This is a genomic window from Candidatus Nitrosopumilus sp. (genome assembly GCF_965223225.1).
Lineage (GTDB): Archaea > Thermoproteota > Nitrososphaeria > Nitrososphaerales > Nitrosopumilaceae > Nitrosopumilus.
The window spans coordinates 1,636,617-1,654,004 of record NZ_CBDCVU010000004.1; the positions used below are offsets into that span (position 1 = coordinate 1,636,617).

Genomic DNA, 17,388 nt, shown 5'->3' on the forward strand with positions numbered 1-17,388 from the left:
CATCGTCTAAGAACGACCCAGATGTAAGAAATGCAAGAGTGAAGTTGCAAGGATATGATTAGCCTTGGATTTTAAAACCAAGTTCTTTTAGTTCTTCTCTTACTTCTTGTTTCATTGCATCAAGTTCTACTTTAGGAATATCAAAACTGACCATCTTTCTTATCTGGTTTAACATTACTCTGCCCTCTTGATCATCAGTTAATTGCTGGCCTGATTCTTGGAATGTGTAAAATGCTTTCATTATCTCTAGTCGTTGCTCCACACCATCATCAACTGGATTATCCATCCAATCATCAATCATAACTCTTAGATCATTTTGAGTCACAGGAGGAATGGGTTCTGTATCAAAATTCATACTCATGCCAAATACAGCAATTGCAATTACTATAATGCCTATTCCAAAAGAGGTGACTTTTTTCATAATAACAAGTATCGTTTTAAACTATAAAAGATCAAGATTTTGAAAATTAGTCATCCATTTCTTCATAGAATTTTGTAGGTCTACCAAACATTTTGCTACAAATCCTACAAGGATCATCTACATGACACTCTGGAAGAAAACAGGTCATTGTAACCTCAGTATTGAACAGTCTATGTTTCTAGAGATTTTGTCTACAATACTTTCATGAATTTCATTGGTATTGATATTTTTTGAGGGATTCATCACTACAAGATCAACATCAGATTTGTTTGTAAATTCTATGATATGATCATGTGGTTCTGTATCAATTTCTTTAATTTTGATTGCAACATTTGCACCATATTTTTTGCAATCTTTCTGAAATTTTCTGCATTTTTTTCTGCGATGTTAATTTCTTTTGCCTCATTGAATTTGTCTTTTTTAGTTTTGAAAAAGAAAAATCTAGGCAATTTTTTTTCAATTAATTGAAGAATAGTTAGCTTTCCTCCACGATCTGCAGCGATCTTTGATGCAATTTCAATTGAGTTGTATCCGTTTGAAGAACCATCAAATGGAACTAAAATATGATTAAAATCAGTCAATCGCATCACCGCAAATAAAGAAATGAGCATGGAGAGTCCTCAAAGACGTTCCGTGTTGTCTCCTCAAGATGGATTTTGTCTACATGAGACTTTGGGTTAGTCTTAGTCATTGCAATTAGGTCAATCTTGTTTTCTTTAGCATAATCAAGGATAGTCTTTGAAGCAATATCACATTTTACGACTTTGGTTTCTACTGGAATATTGAACTTTTTGGCAAGAGTTTCCCATTTGGTGGTTTTTGATATGACTTTCTCTCTTTGTTTTTTCAAGTGTATTTTATCAGATTTTGATTTAAAGAAACCAAAAGAGATCCTCTCTTTTAGGCATGTAAGTAGGTGAATTTTTGAGTTATCTTTCCTGGCAATATCCAAAATGCTTGAAAACGCCTTGTTACTTCCATAGTTTCCCACAAAAGGAACTAGGATTTGCTTGGTGTTTTTCTGCATAGGCATTGTTTGAATGGAAATTTAATTAGTTCTCATAAGCAAAAAAGCTTAATTTCAACACAATAGCTTATGATCTGTTTTATTGTGTAAATTCCATAATCTAGTGTAAACAAAAATTATTTCCTTTGGATTATGAATGTAAAAAAACCTAAAATCAAAATTGGACACAACTTACGTGTACCTAAAAGAAAAAAGGTGCGAATAAATCCATTAGGAGTAAAAAAGAAAAGACTGAGTAAGAATTATGGTAATGCAAAAACTATGCAAAAAATGAGAAAAAGAAATAACAAAAAAACACACACCAAAAAGAATTCCCACATAAAAGATCAAATAAAATCTGAAAAGCAAATTCAGCAAAAAAATTCTGAGGAACTAAAAAGAAACATAAAGAAACTGCAAACCCTTTTGATCTCTCTTTCAGGATTGGATGAATTAACTGAGACATCAATAAAACAGATTCAGCAAAAACGTCTGAAAATATGTAGAGATAATGAAAAAATACTTGGAAAAATCAATGCATCAGCAAAGAAACTAACACAATACGAATCAAAATACAGAGATTCTAACTAGATGTTCGTCTTAGTACTTTGGATTTTTTCCAGATAAAATCAAAATAGTCCACACACCATTCATGAAAGGCGGGATTTGTGCTGTAAAACATGTGTTTGAGATCAGGCTCATTTGTCACAGAAGGAAAAATCACTCCTGCCTCTTTTTCGTTTAGCAGTACAATTGTATGGATTGTTTTTGTGATTCGTCTTTGGATATGACCATCTTGGATTAGTTTGTAATAACCGCTTTTCTGTAAAGTTTTTTCTCTATTTTCGGGCTCTAAGAGATTATTTGAGATGATATGCTTGTATTCTGTACCATCTTTGATTCTTTCAATTAAAGGTTGAATTAAACCAGGAGGAGATTCTGATATGATATCGTACACATAATTCTCAGCATTCTTGTATATAGAACCCCATTTTTCCAGAACTTTGGTTACTCCTCGAATATGAGTAGTAGAACCTAAAACACCAAGTCTCTTTGTAAATTTTGATGGGATGGGTTGTAGGTTATGGTTTTCAAAGAATTCTTGGTTTCTTGAAAGAAATTTGATCAAAGGGATTTGTGAAAGCATTATTTTTCCTTGAGTAGTGATTTCATATTTTTCCTCTAATCCTTTTTGAACAAGATTTGATTTTGAAAGGCGACTAAGATTTCTGTGGATTTCCTGTGCGGTTACGTCAAGTTTTGTTGCAAGTTGGGTAACACCAGAGGGTTTTACTGAAAGATTAGACATAATTTGAAGACGCTGTTCACTAGCAAGATCTAGGAAATAACTTGCAATTTTTTGAAAATCTTCAACCAATACAGAAAACCAAACTTTGTACTTATTAGTAATTTTCTTCAATAGATTCTAGTTTTATCATATCTCTATTACGTAGTGAGACTATTTGTGTCACTAAAGTTGTATGGGACCGGCAGGATTTGAACCTGCGACCACTAGCCCCCCAGACTAGTATCATACCAAGCTAGACGACGATCCCTTACTCCAGACAGTCAAAATGAAATTATTAAATCGTCGTATTATCTACCTAACATCATGAAGATTTGCAGCGTTTGTAAGAAGATTTCTGCAACTGATCAAGATCATCTCGATTGCGTACAAAGAAGAAGTATAGAGATGGAAGATGAGGATTTTAAAAATAGCATTCCAGAAAAACTGAATTTATCAAAAGATAATCAAGAGTTGGGCGTTGAGGTAAGGGCCATACTAGAACATATGACTAAAGAGAAAGAGAAAGCAGACTAGCCTTTACAGCCAATTAGATAATCTTTCTTTTTCAAAATCAACTTTTTTTATCAAGTTCTCATGTGTTTGCTCAGTTAAGGTAGTAGAAGGTTTTGGATTTGAGAACATGTCAACTTCAATTACTGATGCTGTATCTTTACCGGATTCTATGAAGCATCCACCTTTTCCGTCATACAGTACAAATTCCTCTTTTGATTGAATCATTGAGATGATATTCTTGGCCACTGCTATTCCTTCTCCTTCTGCAAAGACGCCTGCTTTTGGCATTGCCATTGATTCATACACTACCATACTTGTCACATCACCTATTGCAAAAACATTGTCATAAGATGTCTTACAATCTCTATTAATCAAAATGAATCCTGGTTCTTTTGCCAATCCGGAATCATATATTATTTTGGGGGCAACATGTGGAGGTACTGCCAAGAGCAGATCAAAGCTTTCTTCTCTATCATTTTCAAAAATTAATTTTTTTGATTCAACTGATTTTATCTTACATGAATCATGGAAGATGATTTTTTCAGAATTTACTAGATCAAAGATTTGTTTGCTGACTTGAGGACCTGCTGCAGGTAAAGTTGTTGGAGCTGGACTGTAAAAGTGAATTTCGACATTTTCTCGCACTCCACGTTTTTTTAGCATAGAATTGATCAATAAGCTTGCCTCAAAAGGTGCAGGCGGGCACTTGTAAGGCATTCCCATTATGGAGATTGCAATCTTTCCAGATTCCATATCATTGAGTCTTTGATTTATCTCGGAAAGTTGATTATGATCATATAGATTGAATCCATTTTCAACCAACCCAGGAATTTTTTCTGGAGCTAAAACAGAGCCTGTAGAGATTATTAAAAAATCATAAGAGATTTTCTTAGTCGATGTTGTAATAGTTTTATTTTCTAGATCAATTGAAAGAACCTCGTCTTTGACAAAATTGATTCCCTTCTTTGAAAGATTGTTTAACGATCCAACAGAGTCTTCAAATTTTCTTGTCCCATTCATTATCCATAGTTTGGCAAATCCAACCATGAACCAATCTTTTTTATCTATCAGAGTAATTGCTAGTTTTTCTGCGGGTAAGGAATTTCTCAACTCGTTAGCAGAAGAAAGGCCTCCAAAGCCACCTCCCAAAATGACTACATGTGGAACTTTTTGCAACTTAACGTTCTTGGGTAGTTGGTCTTATCAATACCTCGTTAACATTGACATGGGACGGAGATTCTACTGCATACAAAATTGCGTTGGCAATATCCTCTGCCTGTAGGGCTTCCATCTTTTTTGCATTTTCAATAAATCCCTTGAGAGATTCGTCAGTGATAGTATCATTGAGCTCAGTGGCAACTACTCCTGGTTCAATGCTTGTAACCCGAATGTTAGAACGTACACTAAATTCTTGTCTTAATCCTTCACTAAACGCTGCAACTGCATGTTTTGTTGCACAGTAAACACTTCCAGCTGGAAAAACGATTCTTCCTGCCACTGATGATAAATTCACAATATGACCAGATTTTTTTTCTTTCATGTGAGATATCACAGAACCAGTGCAATACAATACACCTTTGATATTAACGTCAATCATTCTGTCCCATTCATCAACTTTTAGGCTTTTGAAGAAACTCAAAGGCATCAAACCTGCATTATTTACAAGAATGTCAATAGAACCCCATTTTTCTAAAACCGCTTTAGAAAAATTTTCACATTCAGATCTTTGTGTAACATCTAATTTTTGATAAAAAACTTCACCACCATTATCTGTGATCTTTTTTGCAAGATCTTCTAATCTATCAGTTCTTCTGGCTCCTATCGCAACCTTAGCTCCTGCTTTTGATAATGCCAAAGCAGTAGCATAACCAATACCGCTGCTTGCTCCAGTAACAATTGCCACTTTATCTTTAATCATCTAAATCACATTCAAACTAAATTTTCATATTGTAAAAATGTTTATCCTTTCTAAGAATAGTTTGAAGAATTCATTGGCAACTTTATTAAAAGAAAAATAATAAATTATTTTGTGAAACCTGAGAAATGTGCCTATTGTGGCGATTTAACAGATTTACCCTTTCAATGCAATTATTGCAAGGATCCTTTTTGTTCAGAACACAGACTACCTGAAGAACACAGATGTGTAAAATTAAGCCAGATAAGAGCAAAGAGATTTGGAGAAAGAAAAGTAATACGTGATGGTGGGCGAGACAGGCCAAATATTTTTAGACGTATTTTTGGAAGATTTTAGCTTATCAGTATGGGCTTTTATCAGGAGAAATTTTTGCACGCCTTCCTTGATAGATAAGCGCAATTGCAAGTGCAAACATAACTAATGCAGTTAATGGAAAATTTTGAGGGGCAGGCAAAATGAACCAATAATAAACTCCAAAACCAATTGAGACAGCTGCTTGAATCCAGAGTTTAATCCATTTAGGGGCTTTTACTATTCTACTTATTCCTTCTACAACAAAAATTCCAATCACAGGATAAATTGTATAGAATAGAAAATCAATTACATCTACGCCTGTGTGGGACATACAACATGCAAAGGGGTTAAGGTATAATTTCTATCTAATCTTCCCAATGTACCTTTGTTGCAATATTTTTTGCAATCAAGGCCTGTGCATTTTCATATGGTATCGTGGCAATATCTTCAGTTTTGAAAGGACCGTATTTTTCAAGATCAGCTCCCACGATCTCATTTACCTCCTGTAGAAATCTTACAAGGATTTTTCTGGTTTTATGAGTTTGCGCTATTGATTCAAGAAATTTTGATTTTCCGTTAATGGTGGCAGAAAGAATCATCTCTATTCGTTCTGACTGTTCATCTTGCGAGTCCAGAATGAATTTTTCCTCATCTAGCAGATAACCAAGCTCCAGTTTATCGGATTTGGAAATTTTATCCAGTCTGATATGGAGTAGTAATGAGGTAAGTTCTACGGCCATTTCAATTATGGTGTCCTTAATCTTACTTTCAACACCATCAAATTCTTGTTTTCTTAGATTTCCAATAAAATCAGAGAGGTTTCTGTAGAAATTGGCATTTAGTTCTAAGATGGAGTCATTTTCAGTTTCTCGTAAAACGACTAGATGCAATGAATTTAGGTCAAGCTGATTAAATTTGGACATTTCTTAGCTAATCCTTAAATGATGGATGTATTTGTGTTTGATTGAAGTACAAAATTGCCCTATAAAGTAAGTCACGGTAAAGCAATACAAGTAACATATTCGCCTGATGAGGTTTTCTCTAGAATTCAACATGAAGGAATTCAGTTTATTGACTTGCAATTTACAGGTCTTACCGGTCATTTTCATCATACCACAATTTCAGCTGATACGTTTACGCCTGAACAAATGAGAGATGGCTTACCCAAATTGGATGGATCATCAATTGTAGGATTTACCAGTATTGATGACTCTGATCTGTTGTTAAAACCGGATCCTAACACATTTGCAATAATTCCTTGGATGACTGAAAATAAAACAGCCAGGCTTTTGTGTGATGTCTACTGGGGAGAAGGCAGAGGAAGACTATCAAGAGATCCTAGAGGATTGTCTCAAAAAGCTGAGGAATATATCAAAACACAAGGATATGATTTTAGCACGTGGGGTCCTGAAGTAGAGTTCTTTGTTTTTGACAAAGTACATTGGGATGTCCTAACACCATACAAGGGTCAATCATATTCTATAGAATCCAAAGAAGCTCCATGGAGTCAAGAAGGAGATGGATATCCAATGGGATTACAGGAAGGTTACTATCCAAGCACACCATCAGATACACTTACTCCTTACAGGAATGAATGTGTAAACATTCTCAAGAGGAATTTCGGTATATTATGTGATAATCATCACCACGAAGTTGCAACAGCAGGTCAATGTGAAATCGACATAAAATATGATTACATGACAAATGCAGCAGATGCAGCACAATCTTACAAGTATGTAATTAGAAATGTTGCAAAGAAATACGGAAAAGTTGCAACTATGATGCCAAAACCAATAGCAATGGATTCAGGTTCTGGAATGCATGTAAATGTCAGTTTATGGAAAGGAAAGGAAAATGCATTTTATGATCCAAACGATGAGATTGAATTAAGTCAGGTAGGACGTTACTTTTGTGGTGGAATTGTCGAACATGCCAAAGCATTATCTGCAATATGTAATCCAACCACAAACTCATATCACAGACTAGTCCCAGGATATGAAGCTCCGGCATATATTGCATGGAGTTCAGGAAATCGTTCAGCAATAGTTAGAGTTCCAAAACATCTGAAAGGAAAAGAGTACTCACACCTAAAAAGACTTGAATTCAGAGCACCTGATCCTTCTTCAAACCCATATCTTGTTTTTGCAGCTGTGACTGCAGCAGGAATGGATGGAATCAAGAAAAAACTGGATCCTGGAGACCAAGTACGTGATGATATTTTCAAAATGACAAAAAGTGATAGAGCAAAAAGAGGAATAGGAGTACTTCCAAAAAGTCTAGGTGAGGCTTTAGATGAGTTAGAAAGTGATAGAAAATTCCTCAATCCTATTTTCACTAATGATGTAACTGATAAGATAATTGAATTAGAAAGAAGAGATCAGCGTGAAATTTCTATCAGGCCACATCCACATGAGTTCTATCTTTACTTTGACGTTTAGACCCTTCCAGTAAGCTGGAAAATAAAGTACAACGAAATTGTAATTAAAGCAAAACCTGCACCCAAAAACATTTTTGTTCTTTTCTCAGATGTAGAGGCCCGATAAAGCAAAACACCTCCTGCAAGACCAAGAAACAGTACCAACACTCCAACAACCACTAGATCAAAAGTAGTGTTTGTGATTATTGGATGGAAAAAACCTGCTAACAGTGCAAAAAACACAACTAGATAGATGTACTTTAAGCTCAGTACAACAACAGATGGAGAATCATTCAACATTAGAGCGTAAATGTAGTTATCAAATAAACTTTTGAAGAAATTTCAGAACGGCTTACTACATCATGCCGCCCATGTCAGGCATTCCACCCATTCCGGGCATTCCACCCATTCCGGGCATTCCACCCATTCCGGGCATTCCACCCTCTGCTCCTGGTGGAGGTCCACCTGCAGATTTTTGAGTGGCAATAACATCATCAATGCGAAGAATCATACATGCAGCTTCTGCAGAAGCTGAAACAATCTGAAGTTTAACTGCTAGTGGTTCGATAATATCACTTGATTTCATGTTAGTGATCTTGCTTTTCATGACATCAATTCCAGTCCATTTTTCACCTTTTTGTTGTTTTGAACGAAGTAAGGTAAGAGTATCAATTGGATCCATTCCTGCATTTTCAGCAAGTGTTAATGGTATGGCCTCTAAGGCATCTGCAAATTTTTCTGCAGCAAGTTGTTCTCTTCCTTCTAAAGATTTTGACCAGTTTCGAAGCTTTGTTGCAGCGAAGGTTTCTGGTGCTCCACCACCTGCAACAATTGATGGGTTTTCAATTACGTCTTTTACAACCATTAATGCATCGTGAACAGAACGTTCTACTTCATCTACCACTCTCTGAGATCCTCCTCGTAAAAGCAGGGTAACAGATTTTGGATGTTTACATCCTTCAACAAATACCCACTTGTCTTCCTCAATTTTTCTCTCTTCAACAAGATCTGCAACACCAAGATCTTTTTCAAATAGATCGTCTAGATTTGTGACAATTCTTGCTCCAGTTGCCTTTGCAAGTTTAGTCAGATCACTTTCTTTGATTCTTCTTACTGCAACAATTCCTGCTTTAGCCAAATAGTGTTGTGCCATGTCATCTATTCCCTTTTGACATAAGACAACATTTGCACCAGAACCAATGACTTTGTCAACCATTGTCTTGAGCATCCTGTTTTCTTCGTCTAGGAATGACTTGAGTTGTTGAGGATTTGAAATGTTAATTTTTGCATCAGTCTCAGTTTTGCTGATCTCTAATGCAGTATTGATTAATGCAATTTTTGCATCAGTAATTTTTCGAGGCATTCCGCCGTGTACAACTTCTTTATCCAATACAATACCTTGGATAATCATAGAATCCTTAATGGATCCTCCTGCTTTCTTTTCTACTTTAATATCATCTATATCAACATCAAAACTATCTCCATCCTTTTCTGCAACAGCTAGGACAGACTTAACAATAATTTCAGCAAGTTGATCAGAATCTTTTCTAACTAATTTTGTTTGCATAGATGTTTTTGCAATTTTTGTTAGAATGTTTTTGTCGTTTGCAGAAACAGTGTCTGCAATGCTTTCTAGAAATTGTTTTGCCTTTCTTGCTGCTTTTCTATAACCATCAACAATAATGGTTGGGTGAACATCCTGATCAATTAATGACTCTGCATTTTCAAGTAAGGCACCAGCCAAAACAACTGCAGAAGTTGTTCCATCTCCTACCTCATTATCAGTTGTTTTTGAAATCTCAACTAGCATTTTTGCTGCTGGGTGTTGAACATCAATTTCTTTTAGGATGGTAGCACCATCGTTTGTAATTGTAACGTCTCCTAATGAGTCAACAAGCATCTTATCCATGCCTCTTGGGCCTAGACTAGTATGAACAATTTCGGCAATAATTTTAGATGCTGCGATGTTGTTCTTTTGTGCATCTCTGCCTTTGGTTTCTGAACCGCCCTCTTTTAGCAATACAACTGGCATATTTCCCTTTGAAGTAGCTTGCATACCCATAAATCAAAAAACTCTAGATTCCCCTTTTATACCTTCCAAATCAAATGTGTGATCTATCCAGTATCGGTGTTTTTAAATTGGGAAAATTAAATTTTAGAACATGGCAAAGTCACAAAATAAAGAATCTTACAATAAAATTTTCACGAAATTAAAAGAACATCACAAATGGTTTGAGAATTCAATTCCATTAATTGCAAGTGAAAACATTCCTAGTCCTGCAGTAAGAGAGGCAATAATTTCAGATTTTGGAAATAGATATGCAGAAGGATGGCCGGGAGAACGAGTTTATGCAGGATGTGTCTACATAGATGAAATTGAGTTTGAATGCATGAAATTGGCCAAAAAGCTATACAAATCAAAATTTGTCGATGTACGTCCAATTTCAGGAGTTGTTGCAAATCTTGCAGTATACTCTGCTTTTACCAATCCAGGAGATATTATGTTAGCTCCATCTATTCCAGCTGGTGGACATATTTCACATGGTAAAAAAGAACATTCTGGAACAGCTGGTTTGGTACATGGATTAGAAATTGAGTTCTATCCATTTGATGCTGAAGAAATGACTGTTGATGTTGATAAAACCAAGCAGAAAATCAAGGATCTAAAAAAAGACAGTAGACTTCCTAAGATGGCAATGTTTGGTGGATCACTGTTCTTGTTCCCACATCCTGTTAAGGAATTGTCAGATTTTCTAAAAAGTTATGATATGCACATAAACTATGATGCAGCACACGTTGCAGGACTAATAGCAGGTGGAAAATTCCAAGATCCTTTGCGTGAGGGTGCAGATACTATGACGATGAGTACTCACAAGACTTTGTTTGGACCTCAAGGAGGATTAGTATTAGGTTCTGACGAACATGAAGAGCCAATTAAAAAGGCTACATTTCCAGGTCTTACTAGCAGTCATCATATTCATCATATGGCAGGTAAAGCAGTGGCATTTGCAGAAGCACTAGAATTTGGAAAAGACTATGCCTCTCAAGTAATAAAAAATGCAAAATCATTTGCAGAAGCTCTTAGTGATGTAGGTTTCAAGGTATTAGGAGAAAGTAGAGGGTTTACAAAATCACATCAAATTGCCGTTAATGTTCTTGATTACTCAGATGGAGGAAAGGTCGAAGCTGATTTGGAAAAAGCCAACATTATAGTAAATAGACAATTGATTCCAGGAGATATCAAGGCGGGTAGGAATTATTTTCATCCTGGTGGGATCAGATTGGGAGTTTCTGAAATTACACGTCTTGGCATGAAAAAGAACGAAATGCAAGAAATTGCATCATTTATCAAACAAGTAATCATAGAAAAGAAAGATCCAAAAAAGATTTTGCCTAAAGTAAAGGCTTTGAGAAAAAATTACCAGAAAGTCAAGTTTTGCTTTGATGGTAAACTAGGTGCATATGAATACGTCAAGTTAAGATAAACTACGCGTAATCTGTAAGAAGTGCTTGGTCACCATGACTCTTGCCAAACACCAACTCAATTTCATCAGATAGAGCATGTATTCTTCCTCGTTGGTATTTGCTCACGTCATATTTCTCAACAAGCCTTTTTGCAAGTTTAAGATATTTTTCAACAGAGCCTCTAGTTATGGTTGGAATTAGTTTATGACCACAAACACAAGTCTGGATTAAAGGCATGCGCCTAAATGACTTTCCACAACCCGTACACCTAAAGTTTTGTCTTGCATATGCTCGAAGATTTCCCATGATATCAGGTACGAGATGTGTTGAGATTACGTTTGATACAATTTCTGATGTATCAACAGCGTCAATCAACTCTGCGTTACGGATTTGCATGTCAAATTTATCGAGCATAGAGCCAAGTGTGGAATAAGCGCTTCTAGATTTAGAAGTAATTAATGAAGATGTACTATGTGTAAATAAATAATCATAAAATTGTCGTTCTGTTTCCAATCTTGATTTGATTATTTCAACTGAGGTTACATCAGAAGCCTTGACTTGTTGTAATGTAGAGTCAAAAAATTCCAATGGAAGTGATCTTGTCACTTCAAGGTTATGTGCTTGTGGTTGAGATTCGTGCGGCAAAACAAGTGGTTGAACAAGCAATGGAGCATCCATAAGTCCGCCTATCCTATCAGAAAGAAACTGTCTAGAGAAATTTAGCAAGCTGTCCATCAAAAGCATAATAGAATCTGCATCACCATCAGCATCTCTTCTTTTGGCCGAATGCCAGTTTGGGGTTGCAAAACAAACATGAGTCTCAGTGTAGCCGATAATTCTTCCAACTATACCTACTGATGTATGTGGAGCCAAGCCGATAATTAGGTGGCCTATTAATTGGTCAGTGCTATCCACTCTGTAAAATGCTGACTTGCCATAAAATTTTTCCAATAGAGTGTCAATGTATTTGCAAACCGAAACAAGATAGTTTCCACTTTCATGTGGAATTATCACGTCTTGCATTCGTATCTCTATAGTTTGCTCTGGATCTTCAAGGGGATTTCCATCAATATCATGTGAATAACCAAGTTCGTGTAATTTCTCAATTGACGTTCCAATCCAAGACGGTTTGAATTGAGTTAGAGGCGAATTTGTAGCATCAAACCTTACAGTTCCATCCTTAAAGACAGTAAGTCCAAAATTTTGACGAACAAGGCCTTTCTCGAGCGGTTCGGCAATCTTGTCTTGATTGATTAATTCCTTTACACCTTTGAATGGCTCTTGGGCTCTTAGACCCATTCTTTCCTGAGCAGATAGGAGTTTTTTTTTCAGTGGAAATTCTTTGTGAGAATGCGCTTGGGCTTTTCTTTTACACTTTTCACAGAAAGGATCATCAAGATTATCTCTGCAACGTGAGCATCTGTAGGTTATTATCGTTTTTTGATCACAGTTTGAACATTTTATGCCAATGGAAGGTTCGCCACATTGGTCACAATGCCTGTTTGAGATATTTGTGAAGAAGTGTTCATTTCTGGATGCCTTTAGGAGGTCTCGAGTAGGACCTCCTTTATCACTAATTGGAAAGAGTACATGGGTAGGAGGTTTCATTTGTCTGGGTGCAGCTTTTTCTGGTCTGCCAATCCTGACTCCGACTGATGTTGAGAATTTATTTTTGATCTGGATTCCGCTAGAATCTGTCAAAATTTTTGGTACTGAAAAATCTGAATCCAATAATGGTTTCTTTCCAAATAATAGATTAGTGAAAATTATTGCTTCCTGATTTTCTAAGACAATTGAATTTCCTTCAACTTTATGGGGAGTGCCCAGTTTCTCAAGAATTTTTTTCCTGTCTTTTGGGTATTTGATTAATGTTTGAGTTTTGCTTTCCGGATGCAAAAGTAGAGAGAGTTCGTCTGACGAAATTTTATCCCAAAAATACAGATACTGAGGGTGTAGGGGAATTTGGAAATCAAGGGAAATTTTGAATGCTTCCTCGATTTTGGGAGGATTTACTAAAAATTGTTTGAGATGCTGATTATTGGGATCATATTTTTGAATTTTTTGCTTTAATTCTTCAATCCAAAACTCCTCAACATACCCAGAAGGAACTAATTGTGCATTATTTTCAAGAAAGTCTCCAAATGAAATCAGGATGTCTCCTAAATGGAGAATCTTTTCAATATCATTTTTTAATTCTAGACCGTGTTGGACGTCTTTAATCTTAACTACATTGCCGTTTTTTAGTCGAACAATTGGAGTATCAATAGAATCAACAAAGGCAACTGTGGCTCCTTTTCCAGGTATGTCAATTTTGATTTGTGTCCCCACTGCAATTGTATGATCTAGGATTTCTGCAATTACAGGATGAAGTCCAACTGCAGCAAATCCTGTATTGCATGCTCTTCCATAACGTAACCTAAATCCGCCTAGTTTGTTGGGCATTGACAAAACCGACCGCCCTGTAATCACCTCTCTCATTCTTTTTGCAGCAGCATCTTCCTGATTGTCTCCCTTCTGGACTGCTCCTTTTAGATCATTTAGCCACTCCCAGCCATCTAGATTATACAGTTCAATCCTTTTGAGTAGTTTTTTCGCTCTTCCAATCAGGCCGTCATTTAAAACACGTAAGGCCCCTCCTCTGACACGATCAGTCTTAATACGAGTCATGGACTTGTGATTTACTACCTCATATGGATCTGTATCAACACCGTCTAGTTCCACAGGAAGATTGGAAATAACATGTTCAATATCTTCATCTAGAATATGAAATTGAAAGCTGCTTGCTTCTCGTTCATAAATTCGTAATTCTTCGACAAATCTACCAGTTTCATCATCAAAGGAGTTTGCCTGAAATTTTGACAAGCCGACTGCCTTTCTGACATGATCTGCAATTAACATGGTTACCGCAGATTCAGTACCTCCTGCAGATCGCATAGGTCCTGCGATGGAAACAGAAAGATATTCAGTACCATCTTTGTTTTTCTTTATTTTTACTTCATTGATTCCCTGTAGAGGTGCAATTGTCACTCCCTCAGTAACAATTGCCAGGCCTACACGTACAGCTAGATCTAATTTTTCTTCCAATGAAGCATCTGGGAGGGAATATTTGCCCATTGCAATTTCCTTTGAGAGAATAAGTGCAGATAGTTCTTTTCCGTTAATCTTGAGTAGTTCCCTCAATGGTTCGGCAATATCAATCTCGTGCATTTTAGAAACTCTGTCGGCCAAGTCAAAGGCAATCTTTGGTTCAATCATTCCTGAAGAATCAACCAAACTTGCTTTTGCTGCTGCCGCATTCTCAAAAATAGAATATGTTTCAGCAGATAGATTAGAATAGTAATTAAGATAATAATCAGGCATCTTAATACCGCGGATTCTAGATATTGCGTCGTTTTCAGACATGTAGGTTACTACTCCTTGCTTCTTTGAATTGCTTTTGATATTTCTTTTAGTTTCTCTAAGCTCCCACCTTTTTCAAGGAAGGTTCCAATAACTAGTGCATCTGCTCCTGCTTGTACTAAACTTTGAGCAGTCTCGACATCTTTGATTCCTCCACCTACAATCAAAAATCCATTAAAAGTGCGTCTAACTGTTTGAACCATTTCAGGAGTAACATGAGTTTTAGCTCCTGAGCCTGCCTCTAAGTACACAAACCTCATGCCTAGGAATTGTGCGGCTAATGCATACGCCGCAGCTATTTTAGGTTTTTCAAAAGGTATTCCTCTTGCTGAACCAACAAACCACGCAGATGTACCATCTCCAATCACCAAATATGCGGTAGGAAGTGGTTCAAGGCCAAATTTAAGAACGCTTGGAGCGCCTAGAGCCTGAGCTTGAGTAATAAAATATGGATTTTCAGAGTTCATCAAGGAGCTGAAAAGGATAGCATCAGCATCAGGTACGACTCCTGTAACATTACCTGGAAACAGGATTATCGGAATTTCTATTCCCTTTTTGATTCCCCTGACCACCTCTGCCATCTCAATTTGATCAGTAGCAGAAGAACCCCCAACTAAGATTGCAGATGCACCAATTTTTTCCACATCTTTTGCAAGCTTGCTTGAGGCCTCCAAATTTGACACTTCTGAATCAATTAACACAAACAATAATGCATTTTTCTTTTCTAATTCTGATTTTAGGAATGATTCAACTTTATTTCCAGTCATAAAAGACGTTTGTAGATGACTCTTTAAAGTTTAATTGGAATAGCAGTATACAGATTTGTATAGCTATGGTGGACTCTACAAAATCAAATTTTAACAATATTATTAGCAAAATTATCAAAAAATCACTATTTACCGAGAGACAAATTGAAATTATTTTAAATCAGAAAGATCTTTTAGAATCTAGTTTTTCAATATCAAAAGGAGCCTATTACAGGCAAGTTGGGCAGTCAAGAGAGAAATTAATTGCATTGTTTTACTCAATCATACTTTTACGCGGTCTAGGCATACTTTTGCCTGATGATATTGATGTGATATCAAAGCTTTCAGACCAGATTCGTGTGATAAATGACAGTGATATATTCCCAGAAAGAGAGGATGAAGTCATTAGTGTGATTGACAAGTTGATTCGTCAGGCGTGTAATATGTGACGTAATGTGACAAACCAATGTTCAACTGGATGAAAAAACCGTGACGCTTCATGTGAGTTTGTTAATCTAAAATGTGAAATAATATTGTTCAATCACAATAAATCACAAACTAGGTATAGAAATTGTGATGTTAGTAGAAATTCCTGATCCTAAGATAATTTTAGGTGTGATTTTGGCCTTTATTTTAGGGGTAGGTGGATTATACGCATATTACAAAATTCGTCCAATGATAAAAAATGAAGATTCAGTATCAGGAAATCTAGAATCAGAACGTCTGGAATATTATGAAAGGCAATTAATTGATATGAAAATACGCCTAGATGCCTTAGAAATTCAGGGAATTGAACAAAAAATAGAGGATCCAAATCTGGAATTAAAGCAATTCTTAGAAAAATTAGCAAAAAAAGAAGAACATAGTTCTGTTGTACCAGAAAGGATAGAGAAAGACGAGGTTTTGACAGAAAAGGTGAGTGAAAAACAAGATGATATCTCTACCATCCCTAAAATTGATGTGACAAATCCAACTGATTATGTGCTACAATTAATCACAAACAAGGATATGACATCACGTGACATCCAAATCACATTAAAAAGAAGTAGAGAACATACTTCCAGACTAATGAAGAAATTATTTGAAGATGGTTATGTTCAAAGAAATACAGAAAGCAAACCCTACACCTACTCAATCACCGAAAAAGGAAAGATGAAAGTCGGTACTGTTCAACCAAAACTTACAACTGCATAACAAACAAAATTTTAGATTTTATACACCAAATTGACAATCTGAAGTAATTTTCTCTCTCATTTAATGAATTTTGATATTAATTTATAATATATAGTAATTATTAAATTATATATATTATTAAATTATAATCGATTTATGTCAGTACAAGAAAATGAAGTTTTAGTCAAAATCACATCAGCAGGTACTATCTCAATCCCAAAGCAATTTAGAAAATACATGGATGTTCAAAAAGGTGAATATGTGAAAGTAATTCTTGGTAAGGATAGGTTAATCGTAAGAAAAATTGTGATATCTTAATTTCTAGGTCTGTTTCTGACTGATTTTTATGGTTTGGTAGGTCCATTCACGACCCGTTCTTGTTCTTTCAACCCTCCCTTTTGTCGAAAACCGCGACAAATATGTGGAAATTACACTAAGTTTTACTGGTTCATTGAATTCGTCTTCATATTTCTCGAGAATATTGGTTGATGTGAACTTGCCCATAGGGAAGAATTTGTCTATAATATGCCAAATTTTTGAGCCTACAGAATCAATGTTTGTGGATTCATTTTCTTCTTCAATATTCATCAAGTCCATCATTTCAAAGATTTTTAGGACTTTTTCCCTTGTTACGTTACCCTCTAACTTTATGTCATACCTGGCGCCATCTGCGTCTTCCATATCAATTCGAATTCGTTTTTTTGCCATTTCAGGGATCTTGAGGATCTGATGTTAACAGTTCAATTGATCCA

21 protein-coding genes and 1 tRNA gene are annotated in these 17,388 nt (G+C 35.9%); 8 read left to right on the forward strand and 14 right to left on the reverse strand.

From position 1 onward, the window contains the following. Window positions 1-58: 58 nt before the first annotated feature. From ACOQN3_RS10365 to ACOQN3_RS10375, 3 genes are all read right to left on the reverse strand, one after another. Window positions 59-421 carry a proteinase inhibitor gene (locus ACOQN3_RS10365; protein ID WP_420546373.1) on the reverse strand — a complete coding sequence of 121 codons (363 nt, stop codon included), beginning with the start codon at window positions 419-421 and terminating at the stop codon, window positions 59-61. Between the two features lie 278 nt (window positions 422-699). After that, window positions 700-1,002, reverse strand: coding sequence for a universal stress protein (locus ACOQN3_RS10370; protein ID WP_420546374.1), 303 nt, complete (start codon window positions 1,000-1,002; stop codon window positions 700-702). A 5-nt stretch (window positions 1,003-1,007) separates the two neighbouring features. After that, window positions 1,008-1,448: a universal stress protein gene (locus ACOQN3_RS10375; protein ID WP_420546375.1), complete on the reverse strand. Its 441-nt coding sequence runs from the start codon at window positions 1,446-1,448 to the stop codon at window positions 1,008-1,010. 132 nt (window positions 1,449-1,580) lie between these two features. Here ACOQN3_RS10375 and ACOQN3_RS10380 point away from each other — a divergent pair, with 132 nt between their 5' ends. Next, window positions 1,581-2,018: a hypothetical protein gene (locus ACOQN3_RS10380; protein WP_420546376.1), complete on the forward strand. Its 438-nt coding sequence runs from the start codon at window positions 1,581-1,583 to the stop codon at window positions 2,016-2,018. On the opposite strand, the gene ACOQN3_RS10385 is transcribed toward ACOQN3_RS10380, so the two are convergent. Then, window positions 2,011-2,805, reverse strand: a complete 795-nt coding sequence (locus ACOQN3_RS10385; protein WP_420546377.1) for a helix-turn-helix transcriptional regulator — start codon at window positions 2,803-2,805, stop codon at window positions 2,011-2,013. The genes ACOQN3_RS10380 and ACOQN3_RS10385 overlap by 8 nt on opposite strands. 104 nt (window positions 2,806-2,909) lie before the next feature. Continuing rightward, window positions 2,910-2,983, reverse strand: a tRNA-Pro gene (locus ACOQN3_RS10390). 56 nt (window positions 2,984-3,039) lie between these two features. Between ACOQN3_RS10390 and ACOQN3_RS10395 the strand changes: the two genes are divergently transcribed. Then, window positions 3,040-3,249, forward strand: coding sequence for a hypothetical protein (locus tag ACOQN3_RS10395; protein ID WP_420546378.1), 210 nt, complete (start codon window positions 3,040-3,042; stop codon window positions 3,247-3,249). 3 nt (window positions 3,250-3,252) lie between these two features. On the opposite strand, the gene ACOQN3_RS10400 is transcribed toward ACOQN3_RS10395, so the two are convergent. Both ACOQN3_RS10400 and ACOQN3_RS10405 read right to left on the reverse strand, forming a co-directional pair. After that, window positions 3,253-4,404, reverse strand: a complete 1,152-nt coding sequence (locus ACOQN3_RS10400; RefSeq protein WP_420546379.1) for an NAD(P)/FAD-dependent oxidoreductase — start codon at window positions 4,402-4,404, stop codon at window positions 3,253-3,255. Window position 4,405: 1 nt separating this feature from the next. Continuing rightward, window positions 4,406-5,146: an SDR family oxidoreductase gene (locus ACOQN3_RS10405; protein WP_420546380.1), complete on the reverse strand. Its 741-nt coding sequence runs from the start codon at window positions 5,144-5,146 to the stop codon at window positions 4,406-4,408. 111 nt (window positions 5,147-5,257) lie between these two features. On the opposite strand from ACOQN3_RS10405, the gene ACOQN3_RS10410 reads away from it, so the two are divergent. After that, window positions 5,258-5,479: an AN1-type zinc finger domain-containing protein gene (locus tag ACOQN3_RS10410; protein WP_420546381.1), complete on the forward strand. Its 222-nt coding sequence runs from the start codon at window positions 5,258-5,260 to the stop codon at window positions 5,477-5,479. 4 nt (window positions 5,480-5,483) lie between these two features. Here the strand turns inward: ACOQN3_RS10410 and ACOQN3_RS10415 are convergent, their stop codons facing one another. Further along, the gene (locus ACOQN3_RS10415; RefSeq protein ID WP_420546382.1) at window positions 5,484-5,768 is read right to left on the reverse strand and encodes a hypothetical protein; all 285 of its coding nucleotides are present in this window, start codon (window positions 5,766-5,768) and stop codon (window positions 5,484-5,486) included. A 34-nt stretch (window positions 5,769-5,802) separates the two neighbouring features. Beyond that, entirely contained in the window at window positions 5,803-6,360 is a 558-nt protein-coding gene (locus ACOQN3_RS10420) for a hypothetical protein (protein ID WP_420546383.1), read from the reverse strand. A 54-nt stretch (window positions 6,361-6,414) separates the two neighbouring features. Here ACOQN3_RS10420 and glnA point away from each other — a divergent pair, with 54 nt between their 5' ends. Beyond that, window positions 6,415-7,875, forward strand: a complete 1,461-nt coding sequence (gene glnA, locus ACOQN3_RS10425; RefSeq protein WP_420546384.1) for a type I glutamate--ammonia ligase — start codon at window positions 6,415-6,417, stop codon at window positions 7,873-7,875. Here the strand turns inward: glnA and ACOQN3_RS10430 are convergent. Then, window positions 7,872-8,153: a hypothetical protein gene (locus ACOQN3_RS10430; protein WP_420546385.1), complete on the reverse strand. Its 282-nt coding sequence runs from the start codon at window positions 8,151-8,153 to the stop codon at window positions 7,872-7,874. The two genes, glnA and ACOQN3_RS10430, sit on opposite strands and share 4 nt — an antisense overlap. 55 nt (window positions 8,154-8,208) lie before the next feature. Beyond that, window positions 8,209-9,915 (reverse strand): thermosome subunit beta, encoded by a 1,707-nt coding sequence (thsB, locus tag ACOQN3_RS10435; RefSeq protein WP_420546386.1) that lies wholly within the window; start codon window positions 9,913-9,915, stop codon window positions 8,209-8,211. Window positions 9,916-10,015: 100 nt separating this feature from the next. On the opposite strand from thsB, the gene glyA reads away from it, so the two are divergent. Then, a complete protein-coding gene (glyA, locus tag ACOQN3_RS10440) occupies window positions 10,016-11,338 on the forward strand; it encodes a serine hydroxymethyltransferase (protein WP_420546387.1) in 1,323 nt (440 codons plus the stop codon). Between the two features lies 1 nt (window position 11,339). Here the strand turns inward: glyA and ACOQN3_RS10445 are convergent, their stop codons facing one another. Then, window positions 11,340-14,720: a DNA polymerase II large subunit gene (locus ACOQN3_RS10445; RefSeq protein WP_420546388.1), complete on the reverse strand. Its 3,381-nt coding sequence runs from the start codon at window positions 14,718-14,720 to the stop codon at window positions 11,340-11,342. Between the two features lie 8 nt (window positions 14,721-14,728). Beyond that, window positions 14,729-15,484, reverse strand: coding sequence for a geranylgeranylglyceryl/heptaprenylglyceryl phosphate synthase (locus ACOQN3_RS10450; protein WP_420546389.1), 756 nt, complete (start codon window positions 15,482-15,484; stop codon window positions 14,729-14,731). 65 nt (window positions 15,485-15,549) lie between these two features. Between ACOQN3_RS10450 and ACOQN3_RS10455 the strand changes: the two genes are divergently transcribed. The 3 genes from ACOQN3_RS10455 to ACOQN3_RS10465 all read left to right on the forward strand — a co-directional run bounded on the left by ACOQN3_RS10455 (window position 15,550) and on the right by ACOQN3_RS10465 (window position 16,954). Continuing rightward, entirely contained in the window at window positions 15,550-15,912 is a 363-nt protein-coding gene (locus tag ACOQN3_RS10455; RefSeq protein WP_420546390.1) for a hypothetical protein, read from the forward strand. A gap of 127 nt (window positions 15,913-16,039) precedes the next feature. Continuing rightward, the gene (locus ACOQN3_RS10460) at window positions 16,040-16,657 is read left to right on the forward strand and encodes a winged helix DNA-binding protein (protein WP_420546639.1); all 618 of its coding nucleotides are present in this window, start codon (window positions 16,040-16,042) and stop codon (window positions 16,655-16,657) included. A 135-nt stretch (window positions 16,658-16,792) separates the two neighbouring features. Next, window positions 16,793-16,954, forward strand: coding sequence for an AbrB/MazE/SpoVT family DNA-binding domain-containing protein (locus tag ACOQN3_RS10465; protein ID WP_420546391.1), 162 nt, complete (start codon window positions 16,793-16,795; stop codon window positions 16,952-16,954). A 3-nt stretch (window positions 16,955-16,957) separates the two neighbouring features. Here ACOQN3_RS10465 and ACOQN3_RS10470 read toward each other — a convergent pair whose 3' ends face one another. Next, the gene (locus tag ACOQN3_RS10470) at window positions 16,958-17,344 is read right to left on the reverse strand and encodes a hypothetical protein (protein WP_420546392.1); all 387 of its coding nucleotides are present in this window, start codon (window positions 17,342-17,344) and stop codon (window positions 16,958-16,960) included. Between the last annotated feature and the right edge of the window lie 44 nt (window positions 17,345-17,388).

What these genes read in the sequence shown, in the direction of transcription:
- ACOQN3_RS10395 (WP_420546378.1), top strand. Translation starts at nt 3,040, where the DNA reads ATGAAGATTTGCAGCGTTTGTAAGAAGATTTCTGCAACTGATCAAGAT.
- ACOQN3_RS10465 (WP_420546391.1), top strand. Translation starts at nt 16,793, where the DNA reads ATGTCAGTACAAGAAAATGAAGTTTTAGTCAAAATCACATCAGCAGGT.
- glyA (WP_420546387.1), top strand. Translation starts at nt 10,016, where the DNA reads ATGGCAAAGTCACAAAATAAAGAATCTTACAATAAAATTTTCACGAAA.
- ACOQN3_RS10380 (WP_420546376.1), top strand. Translation starts at nt 1,581, where the DNA reads ATGAATGTAAAAAAACCTAAAATCAAAATTGGACACAACTTACGTGTA.
- ACOQN3_RS10470 (WP_420546392.1), bottom strand. Translation starts at nt 17,344, where the DNA reads ATGGCAAAAAAACGAATTCGAATTGATATGGAAGACGCAGATGGCGCC.
- thsB (WP_420546386.1), bottom strand. Translation starts at nt 9,915, where the DNA reads ATGGGTATGCAAGCTACTTCAAAGGGAAATATGCCAGTTGTATTGCTA.
- ACOQN3_RS10415 (WP_420546382.1), bottom strand. Translation starts at nt 5,768, where the DNA reads ATGTCCCACACAGGCGTAGATGTAATTGATTTTCTATTCTATACAATT.
- ACOQN3_RS10445 (WP_420546388.1), bottom strand. Translation starts at nt 14,720, where the DNA reads ATGTCTGAAAACGACGCAATATCTAGAATCCGCGGTATTAAGATGCCT.
- ACOQN3_RS10405 (WP_420546380.1), bottom strand. Translation starts at nt 5,146, where the DNA reads ATGATTAAAGATAAAGTGGCAATTGTTACTGGAGCAAGCAGCGGTATT.
- ACOQN3_RS10365 (WP_420546373.1), bottom strand. Translation starts at nt 421, where the DNA reads ATGAAAAAAGTCACCTCTTTTGGAATAGGCATTATAGTAATTGCAATT.
- ACOQN3_RS10455 (WP_420546390.1), top strand. Translation starts at nt 15,550, where the DNA reads ATGGTGGACTCTACAAAATCAAATTTTAACAATATTATTAGCAAAATT.
- ACOQN3_RS10430 (WP_420546385.1), bottom strand. Translation starts at nt 8,153, where the DNA reads ATGTTGAATGATTCTCCATCTGTTGTTGTACTGAGCTTAAAGTACATC.
- ACOQN3_RS10460 (WP_420546639.1), top strand. Translation starts at nt 16,040, where the DNA reads ATGTTAGTAGAAATTCCTGATCCTAAGATAATTTTAGGTGTGATTTTG.
- ACOQN3_RS10420 (WP_420546383.1), bottom strand. Translation starts at nt 6,360, where the DNA reads ATGTCCAAATTTAATCAGCTTGACCTAAATTCATTGCATCTAGTCGTT.
- ACOQN3_RS10375 (WP_420546375.1), bottom strand. Translation starts at nt 1,448, where the DNA reads ATGCAGAAAAACACCAAGCAAATCCTAGTTCCTTTTGTGGGAAACTAT.
- ACOQN3_RS10450 (WP_420546389.1), bottom strand. Translation starts at nt 15,484, where the DNA reads ATGACTGGAAATAAAGTTGAATCATTCCTAAAATCAGAATTAGAAAAG.